Origin of the sequence: Paenibacillus sp. MMO-58, assembly GCF_037146255.1 — a bacterium.
GTDB lineage: Bacteria > Bacillota > Bacilli > Paenibacillales > Paenibacillaceae > Pristimantibacillus.
Map to the genome: position 1 here is coordinate 593,263 of NZ_JBBCVY010000002.1, position 20,028 is coordinate 613,290.

17 protein-coding genes are annotated in these 20,028 nt (G+C 51.2%); 4 read left to right on the forward strand and 13 right to left on the reverse strand.

Going from position 1 to position 20,028, the window contains the following annotated elements:
- Positions 1-14: 14 nt before the first annotated feature.
- On the forward strand, positions 15-1,190 hold the full coding sequence (locus WFJ73_RS08440; RefSeq protein ID WP_336772613.1) for an acetoin utilization protein AcuC: 1,176 nt from the start codon (positions 15-17) through the stop codon (positions 1,188-1,190).
- Positions 1,191-1,250: 60 nt separating this feature from the next.
- Here the strand turns inward: WFJ73_RS08440 and WFJ73_RS08445 are convergent, their stop codons facing one another.
- From WFJ73_RS08445 to WFJ73_RS08460, 4 genes are all read right to left on the reverse strand, one after another.
- Positions 1,251-1,949 (reverse strand): 5'-methylthioadenosine/adenosylhomocysteine nucleosidase, encoded by a 699-nt coding sequence (locus WFJ73_RS08445; RefSeq protein ID WP_336772614.1) that lies wholly within the window; start codon positions 1,947-1,949, stop codon positions 1,251-1,253.
- Entirely contained in the window at positions 1,949-2,959 is a 1,011-nt protein-coding gene (gene ccpA / locus WFJ73_RS08450; protein WP_336772615.1) for a catabolite control protein A, read from the reverse strand. The genes WFJ73_RS08445 and ccpA overlap by 1 nt, the downstream gene beginning before the upstream one ends.
- Positions 2,960-3,112: 153 nt before the next feature.
- A complete protein-coding gene (locus tag WFJ73_RS08455) occupies positions 3,113-3,526 on the reverse strand; it encodes a hypothetical protein (protein WP_336772616.1) in 414 nt (137 codons plus the stop codon).
- Between the two features lie 116 nt (positions 3,527-3,642).
- Positions 3,643-4,059 carry a VanZ family protein gene (locus tag WFJ73_RS08460; RefSeq protein WP_336772617.1) on the reverse strand — a complete coding sequence of 139 codons (417 nt, stop codon included), beginning with the start codon at positions 4,057-4,059 and terminating at the stop codon, positions 3,643-3,645.
- Positions 4,060-4,114: 55 nt separating this feature from the next.
- Here WFJ73_RS08460 and WFJ73_RS08465 point away from each other — a divergent pair, with 55 nt between their 5' ends.
- Positions 4,115-4,642 carry a type 1 glutamine amidotransferase domain-containing protein gene (locus WFJ73_RS08465; RefSeq protein WP_336772618.1) on the forward strand — a complete coding sequence of 176 codons (528 nt, stop codon included), beginning with the start codon at positions 4,115-4,117 and terminating at the stop codon, positions 4,640-4,642.
- A gap of 34 nt (positions 4,643-4,676) precedes the next feature.
- Here the strand turns inward: WFJ73_RS08465 and ptsP are convergent, their stop codons facing one another.
- From ptsP to WFJ73_RS08490, 5 genes are all read right to left on the reverse strand, one after another.
- Positions 4,677-6,425, reverse strand: a complete 1,749-nt coding sequence (gene ptsP / locus WFJ73_RS08470) for a phosphoenolpyruvate--protein phosphotransferase (protein WP_336772619.1) — start codon at positions 6,423-6,425, stop codon at positions 4,677-4,679.
- Positions 6,422-8,308: a glucose PTS transporter subunit IIA gene (locus tag WFJ73_RS08475; protein ID WP_336772620.1), complete on the reverse strand. Its 1,887-nt coding sequence runs from the start codon at positions 8,306-8,308 to the stop codon at positions 6,422-6,424. Before WFJ73_RS08475 ends, ptsP begins: the two co-directional genes overlap by 4 nt.
- Before the next feature lie 240 nt (positions 8,309-8,548).
- Positions 8,549-8,983 carry a CoA-binding protein gene (locus WFJ73_RS08480; RefSeq protein ID WP_127493521.1) on the reverse strand — a complete coding sequence of 145 codons (435 nt, stop codon included), beginning with the start codon at positions 8,981-8,983 and terminating at the stop codon, positions 8,549-8,551.
- A gap of 30 nt (positions 8,984-9,013) precedes the next feature.
- Complete coding sequence (gene aroA / locus WFJ73_RS08485) at positions 9,014-10,306, reverse strand: 3-phosphoshikimate 1-carboxyvinyltransferase (RefSeq protein ID WP_336772621.1); 1,293 nt, start codon at positions 10,304-10,306, stop codon at positions 9,014-9,016.
- A 34-nt stretch (positions 10,307-10,340) separates the two neighbouring features.
- Entirely contained in the window at positions 10,341-10,856 is a 516-nt protein-coding gene (locus tag WFJ73_RS08490) for a shikimate kinase (RefSeq protein ID WP_336772622.1), read from the reverse strand.
- Positions 10,857-11,002: 146 nt separating this feature from the next.
- Between WFJ73_RS08490 and WFJ73_RS08495 the strand changes: the two genes are divergently transcribed.
- Positions 11,003-11,299, forward strand: coding sequence for a hypothetical protein (locus WFJ73_RS08495; RefSeq protein WP_127493527.1), 297 nt, complete (start codon positions 11,003-11,005; stop codon positions 11,297-11,299).
- Positions 11,300-11,309: 10 nt separating this feature from the next.
- Here WFJ73_RS08495 and gndA read toward each other — a convergent pair whose 3' ends face one another.
- From gndA to WFJ73_RS08510, 3 genes are all read right to left on the reverse strand, one after another.
- Entirely contained in the window at positions 11,310-12,722 is a 1,413-nt protein-coding gene (gene gndA / locus WFJ73_RS08500; RefSeq protein WP_336772623.1) for an NADP-dependent phosphogluconate dehydrogenase, read from the reverse strand.
- Between the two features lie 269 nt (positions 12,723-12,991).
- Entirely contained in the window at positions 12,992-13,588 is a 597-nt protein-coding gene (locus tag WFJ73_RS08505) for a hypothetical protein (protein WP_336772624.1), read from the reverse strand.
- Between the two features lie 181 nt (positions 13,589-13,769).
- A complete protein-coding gene (locus tag WFJ73_RS08510; RefSeq protein ID WP_336772625.1) occupies positions 13,770-15,488 on the reverse strand; it encodes a proline--tRNA ligase in 1,719 nt (572 codons plus the stop codon).
- Positions 15,489-15,891: 403 nt separating this feature from the next.
- On the opposite strand from WFJ73_RS08510, the gene WFJ73_RS08515 reads away from it, so the two are divergent.
- Positions 15,892-16,542 (forward strand): DUF1054 domain-containing protein, encoded by a 651-nt coding sequence (locus WFJ73_RS08515; protein WP_336772626.1) that lies wholly within the window; start codon positions 15,892-15,894, stop codon positions 16,540-16,542.
- 250 nt (positions 16,543-16,792) lie between these two features.
- On the opposite strand, the gene WFJ73_RS08520 is transcribed toward WFJ73_RS08515, so the two are convergent.
- Positions 16,793-19,810 carry an efflux RND transporter permease subunit gene (locus WFJ73_RS08520; RefSeq protein ID WP_336772627.1) on the reverse strand — a complete coding sequence of 1,006 codons (3,018 nt, stop codon included), beginning with the start codon at positions 19,808-19,810 and terminating at the stop codon, positions 16,793-16,795.
- Positions 19,811-20,028 lie beyond the last annotated feature (218 nt).

Genomic DNA, 20,028 nt, shown 5'->3' on the forward strand with positions numbered 1-20,028 from the left:
TGGGAGGTTAAGAAGTGACTAACGCAATATTCGTTCATCATTCTGACAGTACCCGCTATCAATTTGGAGAGCAGCACCCGTTTAGCCCTTTTCGTATTGCTCTAACGCTTGATTTGCTGCAAGCTGCGGGAGCACTCCATCAAGATCAAATGAACTCCCCTTCTGCGACGGCAGACGAGGAGCTGCTTGCGCTCGTTCACCGGGCGGATTACATAAATACCGTTAAGCAGCTAAGCATGGACAACCCTGCTCACGAAGCGGCAGCGACTGCCGGAAAATACGGACTTGATACGGAGGACACGCCTTTTTTTCCGGGCATGCATAACGCGGCGGCAACCATAACTGCCGGCTCCGTCCACGCCGCAGAACTCGTCATGAGCGGTCAAGCCGCTCATGCTTATCATATGGCAGGCGGGCTGCATCACGCCTTTCCTGACCGGGGTGCAGGCTTCTGTGTCTATAACGACGCCGCCGTTGCTATTCAATACCTACGCCAAACCTATGGCGCGCGCGTCTTGTATATCGATACGGATGTCCATCATGGGGACGGAGTGCAATGGAGCTTTTACCATGATCCCGATGTCTGCACCTACTCCATTCATGAAACCGGCAAATTCCTCTTCCCCGGAACCGGATTTGTCCATGAGAAAGGAGCTGATACCGGTTACGGAGCCTGCTACAATGTACCGATGGAGCCTTATACGGAGGACGACTCCTGGCTGGAGTGCTTTCGGAGCTCGGTAACAAAAATCGCCGAAGCCTTCAAGCCCGATATTATCTTAAGCCAACATGGCTGTGACGCGCATGCGTATGACCCTCTATCGCATATTCATTGCAGTATGCGGATCTATCAGGAAATGCCTATGATCATCCATGAGCTTGCCCATAAGCATACGGACGGTCGCTGGGTTGCTCTTGGCGGCGGCGGTTACGACTGGTGGCGGGTTGTGCCTAGAGCCTGGTCGCTTGTCTGGCTGACGATGACGGATCATCCGATCGTAGATCAGCTTAACCGTCATGAAGACGTTCCGCTGCCGCAAGCCTGGCTGGATAAATGGTCCGCCTCAAGCCCTGATCCCCTGCCTGCAAGTTGGCTGGACGATATGAGTCAGGTCCTGCCTATTCCGCGGAGAGCCGAGATTGAACTCAAAAACCGCCAGACCGTCGCCATCGCCATTCAAGATCTATAAGTGATCCCTAACGGAATATAAAAACGTCCGTACCTTTCGGTACGGACGTTCATTTTTGCATTAAATATGCTGGATCATGTCATCAATAATCGCATAAGAATTGTTGGCTGCTGTTACCGTAAACTCTGCATAATTCACATGTGCCGAACCGTCAGCTTTATCCGACATCGAGCGGATTACAACAAACGGTACCTCATTCAAATCACACACATGAGCGACCGAAGCGCCTTCCATCTCCGCACACGCGCCCTGCATGTTCTCATACAGCTCGCGAACCGTATCGCGGCTTGCGATGAACTGATCGCCTGACAATACTTTGCCGATCAAGCTGCGCCCTTCGAACAAACGCTCGCTTGCTTCCGATGCAAGCTTCACGAGCCGTTCATCGGCCGTGAACTCCGAACGCTCCTGGTAAGGAATAACCCCTTTGGCGAACCCAAGCGGTGTTACGTCCATATCATGCTGCACGCAGCTGGATGAAACCACGATATCGCCGATATTAAGACGTGGATCAAGCGCCCCTGCTACCCCGGTGAACAACACGCTGTCAACTCCCAGATCAACCAGAATCTGCGTGCAGACAGCCGCGTTAACTTTCCCTACGCCGGATTTGCAGAACACCACCGTCTTCCCATGAAGCTGGCCTTCATAATAGGTAATGCCAGCTTTCGTTACGCTGTTTGTTACATGAACATTTTGATGCAACAGCTCGATCTCTTCGACCATTGCGCCAATAATACCGATTTTGTTAAAAGCCATTATGCTTGCAAACCTCCAACGGATTGCCGAACAACGATTTCATGCGGCAAAATCACTTTTGCGTGTTCAACAACTTCCTTCTTCATCAGCTTCGTGAGCAGACGCATCGATACCGCGCCGATATCATACATCGGCTGAGCAACAGCAGTAAGCTGCGGACGAACCATTGAAGCCATGCGTGTATTGTCAACACTGATAACCGAGATATCGTCAGGTACTTTCAGACCGGAGTCTTGAATGCAATGAATGGCACCAATAGCCATCTCATCCGTTGCAGCAAATACGGCTGTAGGACGCTCAGACAGATCAATGAAATATTTCATCGCTTCAACACCGGATTCGTAACGGTAATTACCCGTGCGAACCAGCGTTTCATCATAAGGAATCCCGGAGTCTTCGAGTGCACGCTTGTACCCCTGGAAACGAGCATAACCATTTGCTGGATCCTGCAGCGTACCGCTGATCATCGCAATACGTTTATGCCCTTCCTGAATCAGCTTGCGCACTGCGTCATAAGCCGCTTCTTCATGGTTAATGTCAACAGACGGAATTTGACCATTCTCATCCGTTGTTGCGCAAAGGACGATTGGCACGTTCGCAGTCTTAAAAGCCTGCATATGTTCTTCCGTTACAGCGCCGCCCATAAAGAGCAGCCCGTCCACTTGCTTCTCCAGAAGCGTGTTGATAACGCGGATCTCTTTATCCTTCTTCTTATCTGCATTACACAAAATAATATTATAATGGTACATATTCGCAATATCTTCAATACCACGCGCAACCTCGGCGAAATTCGCATTCGAAATATCCGGAATGACAACGCCGACCGTAGTCGTTTTCTTGCTGGCCAAGCCCCGAGCAACCGCATTTGGACGGTACCCGAGTCGTTCAATAGCCTCGTACACCTTTTTGCGCGTTGCCGGCTTCACGTTCGGATTGTTGTTCACAACCCGAGAAACCGTAGCCATCGATACTCCTGCTTCTCTTGCTACATCATAAATGGTAACCGTCACGGTACTTCTCTCCAATATCTCAAATTTTATTTACGTTCGCTGCATATTAACGTAATCATACGACAAAATATTACTTTTCGCAATGTTAGCGCATGTCTGGCGTCAATCTGTGCATCATCATGCAGCGAATGGAGAGTGATATTCCCGTATGGCTTATGTATGCATGGACCGTCTGCTAAGTTGAGATAGCCTTTTGTTAATATCAGCAATCCATTCCTCATCATGAAGCGATTGCGCAATCAGATGCAGGTCGAGCAGGTTGTTGATGCGCTCTTGCGTCAGCCGTTCAATATGATAAGGATCCGGCTGATTTTTGTCTTCACTTGCTTCTACGAGCAGGTCTGCCCATTCGTTGCATTCATTAAACATAAATGTTTGCTTCGGAGGCTCCTGGCCCAGCTTTGCGATGAGTCCGGTCAGATCCGGCTTCACATCGGGAAGTACTTCGCTGCGGCTGCATACCGAGCATGAATAGATCGGAACATTGTCGATTTCGACTTTCCCCGAATAGATCACTGTACGCAGTTTCATCTTCATGATGTCACCGCAATGACACCTTTTCTGCACTTTGGTCCACTCCCTTTACGCGCTTCTCTTCCGTTCCTCTTTTTCTATTTCGAGATGCGTAAAGGATTCGACCTTTTCTGCATAAAATCCTGCTTATCCGCACTATGTAATTTTTACTATGGAGCGAGTTTCCGCCAGCGCTTCTTCAAGAATGGAATCGATACCAGAATGACCCAAATGGCTGCTCCGATCATATCGTTCCGGATATCCATCACATCGGGCATCCTGCCGCCAACAAAGGATTGATGGTATTCATCCGTCACTCCGTACAGACCGCATCCGATAATTATCGACAGCTTGTAGAGGAAACGGTCTCCCTTTTTCCCAAGGCCGTAATCGAAAGCGGCAGCCAATATAAAATAAGCGATGAAATGCCCCCAGTCGAAGCTTGCCATATGCGGGAAAAACTTACGGAAGAACGGCAGCATCGTATTCATCTCATCGCCTGTGCGGGAGGAAAATCCGAAAATAACAGCCATCCAGATCACGGCCGGCGCAAATCGGAGGATCCTGCGTCTGTTCGTTTGATTCATGTGTTCTCCTTCGTTACAATGAATATGAAATAATAAATACGGGAGGAAACCAATCATGTCATTACATAATAAAACCGTTATTTGTCTGCTTGATGACGAGTTCGAGGATCTTGAGCTATGGTATCCGGTATACCGCGTCCGCGAAGCCGGAGCTACCGTCCTGTATGCCGGCCCGGAAAAGGGCAAGAAGCATATCGGAAAATACGGCGTCCCCGCTGTCGCCGACCTCTCCTTCGACGAAGTAAACAGCGCCGATATTGACGGCCTGCTCGTTCCCGGCGGCTGGGCACCGGACAAGCTTCGCCGTTATCCAAAGGTACTGCAGCTTGTTCAGGAGCTTGACGCGGCAGGCAAACCGATCGGTCAAATCTGTCATGCCGGCTGGGTTCTCATCTCCGCCAAAATCCTGCAGGGACGAAAAGTCACCTCCACGCCGGGCATTCGCGACGATATGGAAAACGCCGGCGCCGAATGGTTCGACGAAGCGGTCGTGGTAGACGGCAACCTGATCTCGGCACGCCGTCCGCCGGATTTGCCTCCTTATGCAAAAGCGTTTGTTGACGCCTTGGAGCAACAGGCCTAGCCGGAAACGGCACTAAGACAAAAGGAGCCGCCCGCTAAATCGCGGAGGCTGCCCCTTTCTCGTCAACGGAGTCCATAAATTGCTTCAGCTTCTGATGAATGTCCGCACTCATGCGGCATTCCAGCAGCTGCGGCAGCAGCGAGCGGCTGTCCTTCTGCGTTGTGCAGAGCAGCCGCTCTTTCACTTGCAGAATTGAATGGGAGGACATGCTGATTTCATCTACATCAAGACCCAGCCAGATCGGCAGTGCACGCAGATCGCCGGCAAGTTCGCCGCAGACTCCAACCTTGATTCCGTTTCGCTTGGCCGCTTCAACCGTCTGCTTCAGCATACGCAGCACCGCAGGGTGAAACGGTTCGTACAAATAACTGATTTCGTCGTTCATCCGGTCGACCGCCAAGGTAAACTGGACAAGATCATTTGTACCGATACTGAAGAAATCAACCTCCTGGGCAAGCAAATCCGAGAGCATAACCGCGGCAGGCACTTCAACCATAATACCCACCTGGATGCCCGGATCGTAAGAAATCCCTTCTCTCTCGAGCTCCTGCTTGGCTTCCGCCAATACCTGATTAGCTGCTCTAACTTCCTCTACCGAGGAAATCAGGGGATACATCACCTTCACCTGCCCAAAACTGCTCGCTCGCAAAATCGCCCTCAGCTGCGTCTTGAACAAATCCTTGCGATCTAGCGAGATCCGGATAGCCCGGTAACCAAGAAACGGATTGTCCTCTTCCGGAATATTGAAGTAATCAAGCTGCTTATCCCCGCCAATATCCAGCGTCCGGATAATAAGCGGCTCGCCTGCCAGCTTTTCGGCGACGCTTTTGTAAACCTCGAACTGCTCCTCTTCCTTAGGGAAACGGTTCCGGTCCATGTACAGAAACTCCGTGCGGAACAATCCAACGCCATGCGCGCCGCTCGACAACGCGACTTCCAGCTCCTTCAGAGAGCTGATATTCGCCGCCAGACCAAGCACCTTGCCGTCCGGGGTCACCGACTGGTGTCCGGCAATGCCGCTCAGACGATGTCTAGCTTCCGCCTGTCTGGTTTGAAGCTCGGAGTAATGCCGGATTAACGAGTCATCGGGTTCAATGAACAGCAGACCTTCCGTACCGTCGATAATGAGGGATTGACCGGTCTGGATCGGCTCCTCCAGCTTGGCTTCCACTCCTACGACTAGCGGTACGCCTAAAGCACGGGCCATAATGGCGGAATGAGAGGTCGAACTTCCTGCAAGCGTCACAATGCCAAGCACGTTATTCGGGTTTATATGGGCCAGCTGGGAGGGTGAAAGCTCCCGTGCAATCAGAATAAAAGGCTGCGTATCGGATGGGAGAGTAATCTCCGGAGCGCCAAGCAGATGTTTGAGCAGGCGGTTCCCTACATCCTTGATATCGAGAGCTCGTTCCTTCATATACTCGTCATCCAGCAGATCAAACATCGTTACAAAATGATCGATGGCCTCCTTCACTGCAACTTCCGCGGCCTTGTATTGACGCTGGATGATTCCCTGAATCTCGTTCATAAACACCGGGTCATCCAAAATCGCAAGATGCGCATCGAAGATTTGCGTTTCGTCGGAACCAACCACTTCTCTCAGCTCATCCTTGATCTGTTCGATCTCATGCTTGGATGTACGTATCCCCTCGTAGACCCGCTCGAATTCACGGGCGAAATCTGCTACATCCACTCGCTGCTCGGGAAATTCCCACTCCCAGTTCGGCAGCACAAACGACTTCCCGATCGCAATGCCGGCCGAAGCTCCTATTCCTTGTATCATGGTTTTTCCCCTCCACCATTTCTCTCTTTAAGGACAACGGACAAAACCGAAGACTGCCCCTTCTTCACTGCTTTGAACGGCGCGAAGCGCCAGGAATGAACAAGATCCGAATTGGTAATCACCATCGGCGTAGCAAGAGATTTGCTTTCCTTGCGGACGCGCTGCAGATCAAATCGCACGAGCATGTCGCCCGGCATAACCTCCTGCCCCTCCTCGACAACCGCTTTGAAATACGATTTTCCGGTGAGCTTGGAAGTGTCGATACCGATATGAAGCAGAACCTCAAGCCCTTCCTGCGTACGAATGCCCACGGCATGCATCGTAGGGTACACGATCATTACGGTGCCTTTAACAGGCGATACAAGTTCGCCTTTCTCGGGAATAAACGCAACGCCCTGTCCAACCAGCTTGCCTGCGAATATCGGATCGGGAACATCCTCAAGCGGAATCATGCGTCCTTGCACAGGCGAACTGAACAGCACCTGCTCCTGGTCACGCTGAATGGCTTTTAGCATCTCTGCCCGAATTAATTCCGAATACGTACCGAATACGACCTGAACGTTACCTCCGCCAAGTCTAAGCACTCCTGCCGCCCCCAGATTTCTCAAGGCATTATTATCGAGCAGCTTCTCGTTGGAAACTTTAAGGCGAAGCCTTGTAATACAGGACTCCATCTGCACAATGTTGTCCTTGCCGCCGATTGCCTGCAGGATAAGCGGAGCACGGTAAGGAATGTCGCCCGCCCATTCGTCGAGCTGCGAGCCTTCCTCGCGGCCCGGAGTAGGAATCCGGAACCGGTTGATTGCCCAGCGAAACACCACGTAATACACAAGTCCAACTACAATCCCGATCGGGATCAGCAGCCAGCCCCTAGTAGCCAGATGTTCGTTAATAATGTAGTCGATAACGCCGCCGGAGAAAGAGAATCCGTGCCGGATACCCAATTCATAGGTGACCCACATAATAATGCCCGACAAGATCGCATGCACCACAAACAAATACGGCGCAACAAACAAGAACGCAAACTCAACAGGCTCCGTGACTCCTGTCAAAAAAGAGGCCAGAGACGCATAGAGGAACGTCTTCCGGATCTTTGGCTTCAAATCTTCCCTGGCCTCATGAATGATGGCGAACGCTATAGCCGGCAAAGCAAACATGACGATCGGATACATGCCGGCCATAAATGCCCCGGCAGTCGGGTCGCCTGCGAAAAACCGCGGCAAATCGCCGTATACCATCGATCCGTCCGCCGTCTCGTAGCCCCCAACCTGGAACCAGAACACATGGCTCAGCAGGTGATGAAGACCAAACACAACGAGAATCCGGTACAAGAATCCGAACAAAAACACGCCAAACCCGCCGCCGGAAGCGACGATATCACCGAGCCCCTCCAGCATGCGCTGAATTAATGGCGCAACGCCGATCATAGCCATGGACAAGATAACGGTTACAACACTGACGAATAAAGGCACAAACCGCGGCCCGCCGAAAAACTGTATATATTCCGGTAATCGCAGGTTCTTAAAACGTTCGTAACTGAAGCCGGAAATCATACCGATAATGGAGCCTACAAACACGGTTGGCTCGATTTGCGAATCGGCCGTTCCGGTTACGCCAACATAAATAACCATCCCCGCGAGTGCAGCCATACCGGCTGCCAGCGCGTTGCCCGTTAAACCCAGCGATACGCCAAGGGCAAAAATATAGGGAAGAAACGTAAAAATCGCATGGCCTGCCGCCTGCAGATAGTCCCCGGTATTGGGAATTCCAAGAAGATCCCATGGCAGCTGGCTTAGAAATAAAAAGATTGCCGCAGCGGGAAGTACGATCATAGGCAGCATAAAAGCCCGTCCAAGCTGCTGAAACCTTCCTAGAAAATTCACTTTGTCACCTCCTGAAAAGAATTGCGAAGCAATTCTTGCTTCGTAAGCATTCGCTTAAAGAATTGCGAAGCAATTCTTGCTTCGTAAGCATGGACTTAAAGAATTATTGCGTTTTTTGCGATAATTCTTTTTACCTGATCCTTTTCTCTATAACGATGGTACGGCGTTCAAGCTTTTTTGTCAAAGCAAAGACGGGCCTTGATGGCCCGCCAATGTAAGGTATAACTTAAAAGGCACTGTTTAGGTTGTCTGCTTCCCATGCGGCAGAAGAATCGAATCCTCCACCTTGATGCAGCGGTCCATAATGACCTGAAGTCCACCTTCGGATGCAATTCTCGCCGTTTCGTCATTCGCGATGCCAAGCTGCAGCCAGAGGGTCTTCGCACCGATAGCTACGGCTTCTTCCGCAATTGGAGGCGTATGCTCGGGGCGGCGGAAGACGTTTACGATATCAACCGGCTCCGGAATATCTTTGAGGGAAGCATAGCTCTTCTCGCCCAGAATGGTCTCGGCAGCGGGATTTACCGGAATAATGCGGTAACCCTTCTTTTGCATCGCCTGCGATACCATGTAGGATACGCGGTCCGGCTTATCGGACAATCCTACGACGGCAATGGTGTTGCTCGCTTGCAGAATTTCCTTGATTTCATCTCGGGTCGGATTCTCAAATGCCATAATCAGCGCCTCGCTTTCATCCTTTTACCTTTATTCTACCCATTCTACGTTTGCGCCTAACGCTTTCAAATGATCGAAATAAATCGGATAGGACTTGGCAACATGATGCGCGTCGCGGATCCGGATCGGATTTTTGGCGCGCAGGCCAACGACGGTAAGCGCCATAATAACACGGTGGTCGTAATGGGCATTAATCTCCACGCCGCCTTCAACGCCTTCCGGACGGCCGTGCACGATAATCTCGGCCTGGCGTTCTTCTACATTAGCGCCGGCTTTGCGCAGCTCGTTCAAGTAGTCCGTAATCCGGTCGCATTCTTTGTAACGCAGATTCTCAACGTCATAGAAGCGCGAAGTGCCTTCGGCAAAGACCGCTGCGGCAACCATAGCGAGCACCGCATCCGTTGCTTTATCGCCATCGAACTCGACCGCTTTCAGTTTGCTGTTGCCTTTAACATGAACGATGCCGTTCTCGTGCGTAAGAGGAACTTCCATCATTCTAAGCACGTCAACAACCGCGCGTTCGCCTTGCTTGCTGTTCTCAGCCAGCCGGTGAACGATGACGTCCGAATTCGTTACCGCAGCCGCAGCAAGAATCGCCGCCGAACCGGGGTAGTCGCCTTGAACGACATATTTCTTCGCTTCGTATTTCTGATTGCCCGGTACGCGATAATGCATGAGATCTTCGCTAGCGTGGATCACGATGCCTGCCTGCTCAAGCACTTCAAGCGTCTGTCCTACTACAACCTTCGATTTCAGATCATGCAGCACTTCGATCTCGCTGTCTTCCTCCAGTAGCGGAGTAAGGAACAGAAGCGCGCTCAGGAATTGCGAGCTGACATTGCCGGATACTTGGATTTTGCCGCCTTTTGGCGCTCCGCCTTGGATGCGGATTGGCAACTTGCCTTCGTTATGTTCAATCTTTACGCCCATTTGACCAAGCGCATCGATCAGATCGTTATGCGGGCGTTTGCCCAAGGAATCCGGATAACGGTTAATGAAAGTAACATCCGGGCACAGCGAAGCAATGGCCATCAGGAAACGCAGTACCGCGCCGGCATTGCCAACATCCAGTTGATCTACGGCTTTCGGATTTTTGCCAAAGCCCGTGATAACGATCTTCTCGTCGTCCTCTTCCACGATTGCACCCAAATCGCGGATGCAACGGCGCATCGCGTCGCTGTCTTCGCTGTGAGCCGGGTAGTAGATCGTGCTTGTACCATCCGCAAGCGCGGCGACAAGCAGGTAGCGAGTCGTATAGTTTTTAGAGGAAAGCGCTTGAATTTCCCCCTGGAGTGTTGGAGTAGGTGTAACAATTACGTCCATTATGCAGCAATTCTCCTTTTTATTAGAGTGGTTCTTATCTCTCCTGCAATGCCTTCAATATCACCTCGGCCGCTTCGTGCGGCGTTAATGATGTCGTATCCAAACGGAGATGCGCGAAATCATAAGCATTCTTGCGCTGCTCCATAATCCGGTGAACGTTGGCTGCAATGTCGCCCTGCAGCAGCGGACGCGAAGTATCGGATTTCACCCGATCGATAATATGCTCCGCCTCTGCAGTAAGCGCGACTACGAAACCGTGCTTCAGCATGGCTTCCCGGTTCTGTTCCATCAGCACGCAGCCGCCGCCTGTCGCAATAACGGAGCTTTCCTCCGCTTCCAACAGCGATGCCAGCACCTTGCTCTCAATGTCGCGGAAGCCCGCTTCGCCGAGTGTCTCGAACAGACTCGAGATCGTTCCTTCGCGCTCTACAATGACTTCGTCCGAATCGTAACGGGACCAGCCAAGCTGCTCTGCAAGCAATCGGCTGACGGTGGATTTGCCCGTTCCCATAAAGCCTACCAATACAATTTTGCTTGTGCGTTGCTCCAATGCAAGAACTCCCCTGTCTTCTTTTCCCCTACATACATGCTTTTCCACAACATCATATCATTTTTTATAAGGTATAGGGTATAAAAATGTTGCATATGCCGTAAGGATGATAATGATGCATATTTCATAAATAGGAGTGAAAAGGCATGACCACTGAATCGAATTTGCCTGACAGCCGCCTGACCAACGAAAGAATTGACCGAATCCTGAGCCCCGATCACCCGCTCTGCCGCGAGGACGTGGTCTGGATGCTTGAATATATTAAAAAAAAGGTGGCTGACGGGGACCCTGCACTCAGGGACCTTTCGCAGCCACGCTTATTGAAAAACTTTCATTATTTCGCCGAAGCCTCCATGCTGCTGATCCGCCGCAAGCATTACTCCGAGCAGGAGGCTACCCGCCTGCGGAATTGCCTCATCGAGGCTTCATACGGGCTAAAATAATCAAACCGGATTAGGAATTCATCCAGTTGTAATGGAACGTACCTTCTTTGTCCAGACGTTTGAACGTATGTGCACCGAAGTAGTCGCGTTGCGCTTGCAAGAGGTTTGCAGGCAGACGCTCTGAGCGATAGCTGTCGAAGTACGACAGTGCGCTTGCGAATGCAGGCACCGGTACGCCGTTAGCTACGGCTGTGCCAACCACTTCGCGCCATGCGCCTTGGTACGACTCAACGATACCTTGGAAGTAAGGGTCAAGCAGCAGGTTGCTCAGGCTAGGATCGCGGTCATAAGCGTCCATGATGTTCTGCAGGAAGCGTGCACGGATGATGCAGCCTGCACGGAAGATCTTTGCGATGTCGCCATAACGCAAGTTCCAGTCGTATTCTTCGGAAGCTGCGCGCATTTGAGCGAAGCCTTGTGCGTACGAGCAGATCTTCGAAGCGAAGAGAGCTTTACGAACGGATTCGATGAATGCTACTTTGTCGCCTTCGAAAGGTTTTTTCTCAGGACCGTTCAGTACTTTGCTAGCTGCGATGCGCTCGTCTTTCATAGCGGACAGGAAGCGAGTAAATACGGATTCCGTGATGATTGACAGTGGCACGCCAAGGTCGAGGGAGCTTTGGCTTGTCCATTTACCGGTACCTTTTTGGCCAGCGGAGTCGAGAATAACGTCAACCATAGGCTTGCCAGTCTCAGGATCGTATTTGGAGAAGATGTCAGCCGTGATCTCGATCAGGTAGGAGTCGAGTTCGCCTTTGTTCCACTCCGTGAAGATGCTGTGAAGCTCTTCAGCGTTCAGGTCCAAAGTGTTTTTCAGCAGGTCGTAAGCTTCGCAGATGAGCTGCATGTCGCCGTACTCAATGCCGTTGTGAACCATTTTTACATAGTGGCCCGCACCGTCCGGACCGATATATGTGCAGCAAGCGTCGTCGCCGACTTTTGCCGAGATAGCTGTAAGGATAGGCTCAACCAGCTTGTAAGCCGATTCTTGGCCGCCTGGCATGATCGAAGGACCTTTCAGGGCGCCTTCTTCACCGCCGGATACGCCGGTACCGATGAAGCGGATGCCTTGCTCTTCAAGAGCTTTGCTACGGCGAACCGTGTCAGGGAAATAAGCGTTGCCGCCATCGATGATGATGTCGCCTTTGTCCAGATGCGGAACAAGCGCGTCGATTGTTGCGTCAGTACCTGCGCCTGCTTGTACCATGATCAGGATTTTGCGAGGAGATTCGAGCGATTGCACGAACTCTTCAACTGTGTATGCAGGAACAAGGTTCTTGCCTGCGGATTCTTTGATCAATTCATCTGTTTTCTCACGGGAACGGTTGTACACCGATACAGTGAAACCTCTGCTCTCAATGTTCAGGGCAAGGTTTTTACCCATAACTGCGAGGCCGATAACGCCAATTTGCTGTTTAGCCATTTTGGTTCTTCCATCCTTTTCTTTATAATATGGTGGTCTTCAATAGTCTTATATTACTCCTTTTGCAAGGAGATGAAAACCATTTGCGCGGAATTTGTCGGCATTCGTCCATTAGTTTTCCTGACCGCATTAGAAAGTTTACCTTATATTGCGAAGAAATGCTAACCAGAAAATGAGAAATCCGGGTAGACAAAAAAACGAATCAATCAAATGATTCGCCAGGAACCATCCGTTGATTCGTTTTTGGAAAAAAAATTATCGATGAGATCTCAAAGCTCCAGCTGCAGCATTTCCGAACGAAGCAGCACCAGCTTTTCCTTCGACTCGGCGATAGCTTCCTCGTTGTTCTCCTGGAGTGCGTCGAACAGCACCGTCAGCTCATAATCGAGTTCATAGCGCAGCACCGCCGCGCGTTCCTCGGCACGCTTGGATTGGAATGCCTTAATCATTTCCTCTATAGTTACGAATGGCTTCTTTTGATAAATAATCCGATGTTCCATTCCGGACACCTCCACAAGTCGTATTATTTCACCAAACATGATGTTCTCAATGACGATCTGACGATCTTTGATCCGCTTGACTATCGCATGTCCGCGCGTGTCATTAATAAGCTTTTCAAGCAACTCCGACAGCTTCTCGTCCTTAATGGTGTAATCCCCAACGATCTTGTAACGGTTCTTCATCCGCTGAAACCTTAGCTTCACGAGCTTACGACCTGTTCGAATTGAAATGAGGAACTGCCCCTCCGTCTCGCTCCAATACAAGGAGTACCCTTCCTGAATGAGATCACGGATGAGGTTCTGGATTTGCCGGCGGTCAAAACGCAGCTCCAAATTGCAATATTCGACTTCGTAGCTCTTATTCACGGCAATCCCTCCTTTCAAGCATTTGACGAAATAGTCTGACAATTTGGTCTTACTTCTATCTTATACTCCATCTTATGATCTGGCAACTTGGATTATTGACTAATTTTAAAGGATTGGCCGTCCAAATCGAAAAAAGGGCAGTCAAGCCGTCCAAATCGGATGCTTGACCGCCTCGCAAAGCTTAATGTGAACGGAAATAACCCTTTGCAAGCGTCACCGCTTCCCCGGTTGATACCTGCAACACTTCTCCTGCGTTCCTGTACTTGAGCTCTACAACGCCATCAGCCGCTTGTCTTCCGACAACGATCCGGACCGGAATGCCGATCAGATCGGAATCCTTGAACTTCACGCCCGGACGCTCATCGCGGTCATCCAGCAGCACATCAAATCCGGCAGCTTTGAGCTCACCGTACAGTTTGACGGCAACGTCCATTTGCAACGCGTCCTTGGCGGATACAGGCACGACATGGACCTGATAAGGCGCAAGCTCAAGCGGCCAGCGAATCCCCTGCTCATCATGATACTGTTCTACAATGGCAGACATGACGCGGGATATCCCGATCCCGTAGCACCCCATAATGATTGGCTTCTCCGATCCCGTGGCGTCAAGATAATTAGCTTGCATGACTTCGCTGTACTTGGTCCCCAGCTTGAATACTTGTCCAACCTCAATCCCGCGGAACATCCGAAGCTTCCCTTCCTCGCAATTCGGACAACCATCCCCTGAAATGGCATTACGTACATCACTTAAACGGGATACCTCAAAATGCACTCCGGGACGAACATGCTTCCAGTGGTAATCCGTTTCATTTGCGCCGGCAATGGCGGAACCAACATCCGCGGCGGAATAATCAACGATAACCGGAATGCTTAATCCGATTGGTCCCGCAAAACCAATCGCTGCGCCTGTCAATCTCTCGGTTGTCTCCTGATCGGCAAGCTCCAGCTTATCCGCCTGCAGCAAGCCTGCGAGCTTGAGCTCGTTGACTTCATGATCGCCTCGGACGATTACCGCAACAGGTCTGCCGTCAGCAAGGAACAGCAGCGTCTTCAGCATCCGATCCGCAGATGTACCCAGTGCCTGAACCAGCTCATCGATCTTTCTGACATTGGGAGTATGGATTTTCTCCAGCTCAGGATATGCATTAGAGTCACCTGTACTTATAGCCGCCTCAGGGGTCCTATACCCGGCTTTCTCGAGATTAGCCGCATACTGACAGTGGTCGCAGGCTGCGATCGTATCCTCGCCGATATCGGCAAGCGCCATAAATTCGTGGGTGCCGCCCTCTCCGCCTATGGTCCCCGCATCCGCTTCCACCGGTCGGAAATGCAGCCCGCAGCGGGAAAATATCCGGTGATAGGCGTCATACATCCTTTGATAGCTGTCATTAAGCCCTTCCCAGTCGGTATCGAAGGAGTAGGCATCCTTCATCATAAATTCCCTGCCGCGAAGCAAGCCGTAACGCGGTCTCTTCTCATCCCGGAATTTGGTCTGGATCTGATATAACGTAACCGGCAGCTGCCGGTAAGAGTTTATTTCCCCGCGAACCAGATCCGTAATGACCTCCTCATGGGTTGGACCAAGCGCAAACTCGCGGTCATGCCTATCCTTCAGCCGTACCAGCTCGGGACCGTATTTCTCGTAGCGGCCGGACTGCCGCCATAGATCGGCGGGCTGCATCGCGGGCATAAATACTTCCTGGCAGCCGGCATTGTCCATCTCCTCCCGAATAATCGTCTCCAGCTTGCGCAGTACCAGGCGGCCCGTCGGCAAATACGTATAAATTCCGGCAGCAAGCTGCCTGATCAGGCCTGCGCGCAGCATCAGCTGGTGGCTGATCGCTTCCGCTTCGGAAGGCGCTTCGCGCAAGGTTGGCAATAATAGTTGACTTTGACGCATAATTCTCACTCCCGACGGTTGATAGAAAAACAAAAAGAGCACATTCGCAAGGGACGAATGTGCTCGTGGTACCACCCTTTGTTAGCCGGAGCAGCAACGCTGCCGGCCCTCTAATAGATAACGGGATTCTCATCCCGGCAAAAACTGAGCTGGAAGCAGCAGTCTTTGCAGCTCACAAGGCAGGATGAGTCTTAAGCGTTCATAGAAGCCTTGCAGCGGCGGGCTCCCTCTCTGGAATGAACATTGGCTTAATGCTCGACCTTGGTCAAAGCTGTTGGAATATTTAGATAAATTTACAACAAGTGATCTTCCTCGTCAAGATGGTCCATGATGCGCGGATAAGAACAAACGTGCTATAATCAAGCTTAATTATCGGCTTTCATGACGAGGAGAGATCAAATAGATGACTACAACACCAACAACGAGCGCCTTTACCGGCTTCGAACAAAAAGATTTTGACACGTTTCTGATTGAAGGACTGGAACAGCGCATGGCTGCCATTGAGGAACGGATTCGTCCGAAGTTCCGCTATTTGGGCGAAAAGCTCGCCGGCGACATTGCCGTGCAGGCAGGCGACGAAATGTTCCTGCATATTGCGAAGCATGCCCGCCGGACCGTAAATCCGCCTAAGGATACCTGGCTTGCCATCTGCAATAATAAACGCGGTTACAAAGCTCATCCGCATTTCCAGCTTGGCTTGTTCGACGACCATCTCTTCCTGTGGTTTGCCCTTATTTACGAAGCGCCTAACAAGTCCAAAATCGCTTCCATCTATCTGGACCATCTAGATGAAGTCATCGCGGCTGTTCCTTCGGATTACGCGCTTTCGCTTGACCATATGAAGAAGGAGTCCAAGGCCGTAAGCGAAATGAGCAAGCAGGACTGGGCCAATGCCCTTACCCGGCTTCGCGACGTGCAAAAAGCCGAGCTGCTGATCGGCCGCCATCTTCCTGCAGGCGATCCGCTTCTTCACGATGGGGATGCGCTGTACAAGCTTGCTCAGGATACCTATGGAACGTTGATGCCTTTGTATCGTTTGGCTGCTTCTGTTTAAGAGGATCAGGTTACTTATGGCACACTGCGCATGAAATGTTCTTCCGATCGCCATTGCTCGTGGATTCCTTCGATTAGATTGAACAAGGTTGGAATCCACTCACAAAAGCGAACGCTACGCTTCTCCAGAATCATTTGAATTGCTACGTCTGCAATTAACCTAACTATTATGCAGAAAAAACAATACAAAGGCTGGGGGAAGAACAGAAAAGCTGTGCGGAATGAACTCCGCACAGCTTTTTTGATTGGGGTTAGACCGCGGTTGCTGCTTTAGCAGCCTGCGCTTTGGCACGGCGCTGCTTGCGGGAAGCGCGGAAGAACAGCAATTCGTACATGCAAGGAACAACGATCAGCGTCAGAAGCGTTGCCGCAGCCAGACCGCCAATCACGACGATCGCCAGGCTCTGCGATACGATACTGCCCGATTCGCTTGCCCCGAACACGAGAGGCAGCATAGCGCAAATCGTTGCAACAGCCGTCATGATAATCGGACGCATCCGTGTTGTTGCTGCTTCTACAAGCGCATCTCGGATCGACATGGTTTCTTCGTTTTGCTTCACGCGGTCGATTAGAACAATCGCGTTCGTCACTACAATGCCGATCAGCATCAACGCGCCAAACATCGCGGTAAAGTCAGGCGTAACGCCGGAGATCAAGAGGCCTACGACTGCGCCAATCGCCGCAAGCGGCAGCGAGAACATAATAGCGAGCGGAGCACGCAACGTTTTGAAGGTCAGCACCATAATCAAGTACACGATGCCGATCGAGATCAGCGCTGTCATGCCAATATCCGCAAAATCGCTAGCCTGATCAGCCGATGCGCCGCCAACCTTCAGTTCGACGCCATCTGGTAGTTTTAGCTTATCTGCGGCTTTCTGAATGTCCGCACCAATAATCGAGAGCTTCTGCGGATCCGCATCAGCCGTAATCCGGACATAAACCTTGCCTTCTTTGTGGTAATACAAGCTAGGTTCTTCCGTACGTACCAGCTTCGCCACGCTCGACACCGGAACGACGCCGGATTCCGTCGCAATAGTCAGATCCTTGAGAGCCGCTTCCGTATCCGGATTAACAACCGGCTGCACGACCACGGATGTGTCGCGTCCGTCTACCTTGACGCTGCCTACCGGTACCGGATTAAGAATGCTCTGCAGCTGCATTGAAACTTCCTGGCCTTTTGCTTTTTCCGGGTCCACTTGGAACGTATAGACCGGTTTTTTCTCTTCCTGATTGCTTTGTACTTTGAGCACGCCTTTAATCGGTTTGATTGCGGCAATCAGTTGATCCGCTGTTTGCGTCAGCTTCTCCTGATCATCGCCCGTGACGTCAACGAAGACTTGCGAACCTCCTCCGCCCATCATCAGATCTGTCGCATTTACGGACAGCTCGGCATCGCTGAAATTCGTTTTTTGTTTTTTCACTTCATCCATAAACACTTCGGCGTCTACGCCTTTCTTCAGATCAACCATATACGTAACAAGCGTCGGCGAGGATACCGAACCGTATTGCGCATTTTCTGAGCTGTTGCCAAGCTGCATAATAACCCATTCAACGTTTTTGTCATCCTTCAGGAAGTTCTCCAGCTGCGTACCGCCCTGCTCAACCTTTTCGGAAGGCGTATCGCTCGGATACTGCAGGGAAATGTTCAGGTTTTCCGCACTGGAGGAGTCAATCGCACCCTTCGGCATCATCGCGTAAGAGCCGACAGAGCCTAAGAACAGAACTAAGGCGATAAGCAGCGTGACCCATTTGTGCTGCAGATTCCAACGGATAAACGATGCGAATTTCTTCGAGCCTTTATGCGGCTTTTCCTTCGTGCCGCGAAGCAGAATCGCGCTAAGCAGCGGTACAACCGTTAAGGCAACCAGCAGCGAGGACAAAAGCGAATACGCTACGGTCAGCGCGAACGGCAGCAGGAAGGCCTGCAGGGAGCCGCGGAGCAGACCCATCGGCAGGAATACCGCTACGGTAACCAGTGTCGACGAGGTAATCGCCGTTGCGACTTCTTTTGTTGCATCGGTAATAACGGTAACCGAGAACGGCTCTTTTTGCAGCCTGCGGTAAATGTTCTCGATAACGACGATACTGTCGTCCACGAGGCGTCCTACCGCTACGGCCACACCGCCAAGCGTAATGATATTCAGGGTTACGCCGGACAGGTCGAGCAGGTACAGCGTGATGCCAAGCGACAACGGGATGGATACGATCGTAACCAGCGTTGCGCGGAAATTACGCATGAAGAGCAGAATGATTATCGTTGCGAACAATGCACCCATCAGTACTTCGCGAAGCATGCTGTTTACCGAATGAGTCACGGATTCAGCCGTGCTGAGCAGAACCACCGCGTCAACGCCTTTTACATCCTTGTTCAGACGTTCTACCGTCTTCTCAACGTTTTTGCCCGTAGATACGGCGTTGGCGTTAGCCGACTTCGATACCGTGAACAAAATCGCGTCCTTGCCGTTCATCCGGCTGATGCTTTCCTGCTCTTTCGCTTGCTCAACCTTTGCGACATCGGACAGCTTCACGCCAGGCGCAACCGGAAGATTGCGAAGCGTATCGATGCTTGTTACTTCGTCATATACATTAATGTTGCCGGCAGCACCGTCTACATTGCGTTCGCCGATCGAAGCGGATACGCCGCGTCCTTGCAGCACGCTGAGCAGGGATTGAACTGGAAGTCCCTTTTGCGCCAGCTTATCCGTATCGGGAGTTATGTGGATCGATGGCGTAGACTTGCCGTTAACGCTGATCTGACCCGCTCCCTCAGACTTTTGCAATTCCGTATTGACCAGCTTGATCTTCGCGTCCTTCTCCTGCTCGCTAAGACCTTCGTCAAACGTAACAACGATCCAGGAGATCGGAATCATTGATGTATTAAACTGGATTACAAAAGGCTTCATAACGCCTTGCGGAAGCTGTACCTGATCAACCGAACGCTCGATTTCGGCTTTCGCTTCCTTCATATTCGTATTGGAATCGAAATTTACGTTAACCTGGGCGTAACCGTTCCCCGATGTAGAGAACATATCGGTCTTGCCTTTCGTGAACATAACCGCTTCTTCGAGCGGGTTGGTCACTTGCTGCTCCATCGATTTGGCGTCCATGCCAGGCCCGATTACGGTCACCATGACTTGCGGGTTGTCCGCTTCCGGCAGGAACTCCATTGGCAGCTTCAAATAACTGATGACCCCAACCGTCAATGCCATAACGACGATCAGGATAACGGCCGCCTTGTTACGGAACGACCATTCGGTTAACTTGTTCATTACAACTACTCCTTCTCCCTATTCGGATTTCTCTTTTATGTGTTTTTGACATTTCTAAGCATACCTGCATTGAAAATAATGTAAAAACGTCTCCAGACGGTATTTTACTCTCGCCCCGGGTCGGAGTGCTTCTACGACTTTGGTCCAGTATTCAAAAGTGAGCAAGTACTCACTTTACAGCGGAACAACTGACTTCTATACTAAAAGTGAGTATTCAC

Excerpts from the sequence above, each read along its gene's own strand:
- gndA (WP_336772623.1), bottom strand. The coding sequence starts at position 12,722 with ATGGCTAAACAGCAAATTGGCGTTATCGGCCTCGCAGTTATGGGTAAA.
- WFJ73_RS08515 (WP_336772626.1), top strand. The coding sequence starts at position 15,892 with ATGACTACAACACCAACAACGAGCGCCTTTACCGGCTTCGAACAAAAA.
- ptsP (WP_336772619.1), bottom strand. The coding sequence starts at position 6,425 with ATGATACAAGGAATAGGAGCTTCGGCCGGCATTGCGATCGGGAAGTCG.
- aroA (WP_336772621.1), bottom strand. The coding sequence starts at position 10,306 with ATGGACGTAATTGTTACACCTACTCCAACACTCCAGGGGGAAATTCAA.
- WFJ73_RS08445 (WP_336772614.1), bottom strand. The coding sequence starts at position 1,949 with ATGGCTTTTAACAAAATCGGTATTATTGGCGCAATGGTCGAAGAGATC.
- WFJ73_RS08460 (WP_336772617.1), bottom strand. The coding sequence starts at position 4,059 with ATGAATCAAACGAACAGACGCAGGATCCTCCGATTTGCGCCGGCCGTG.
- WFJ73_RS08480 (WP_127493521.1), bottom strand. The coding sequence starts at position 8,983 with ATGGCATTTGAGAATCCGACCCGAGATGAAATCAAGGAAATTCTGCAA.
- WFJ73_RS08520 (WP_336772627.1), bottom strand. The coding sequence starts at position 19,810 with ATGAACAAGTTAACCGAATGGTCGTTCCGTAACAAGGCGGCCGTTATC.
- WFJ73_RS08495 (WP_127493527.1), top strand. The coding sequence starts at position 11,003 with ATGACCACTGAATCGAATTTGCCTGACAGCCGCCTGACCAACGAAAGA.
- WFJ73_RS08465 (WP_336772618.1), top strand. The coding sequence starts at position 4,115 with ATGTCATTACATAATAAAACCGTTATTTGTCTGCTTGATGACGAGTTC.
- WFJ73_RS08510 (WP_336772625.1), bottom strand. The coding sequence starts at position 15,488 with ATGCGTCAAAGTCAACTATTATTGCCAACCTTGCGCGAAGCGCCTTCC.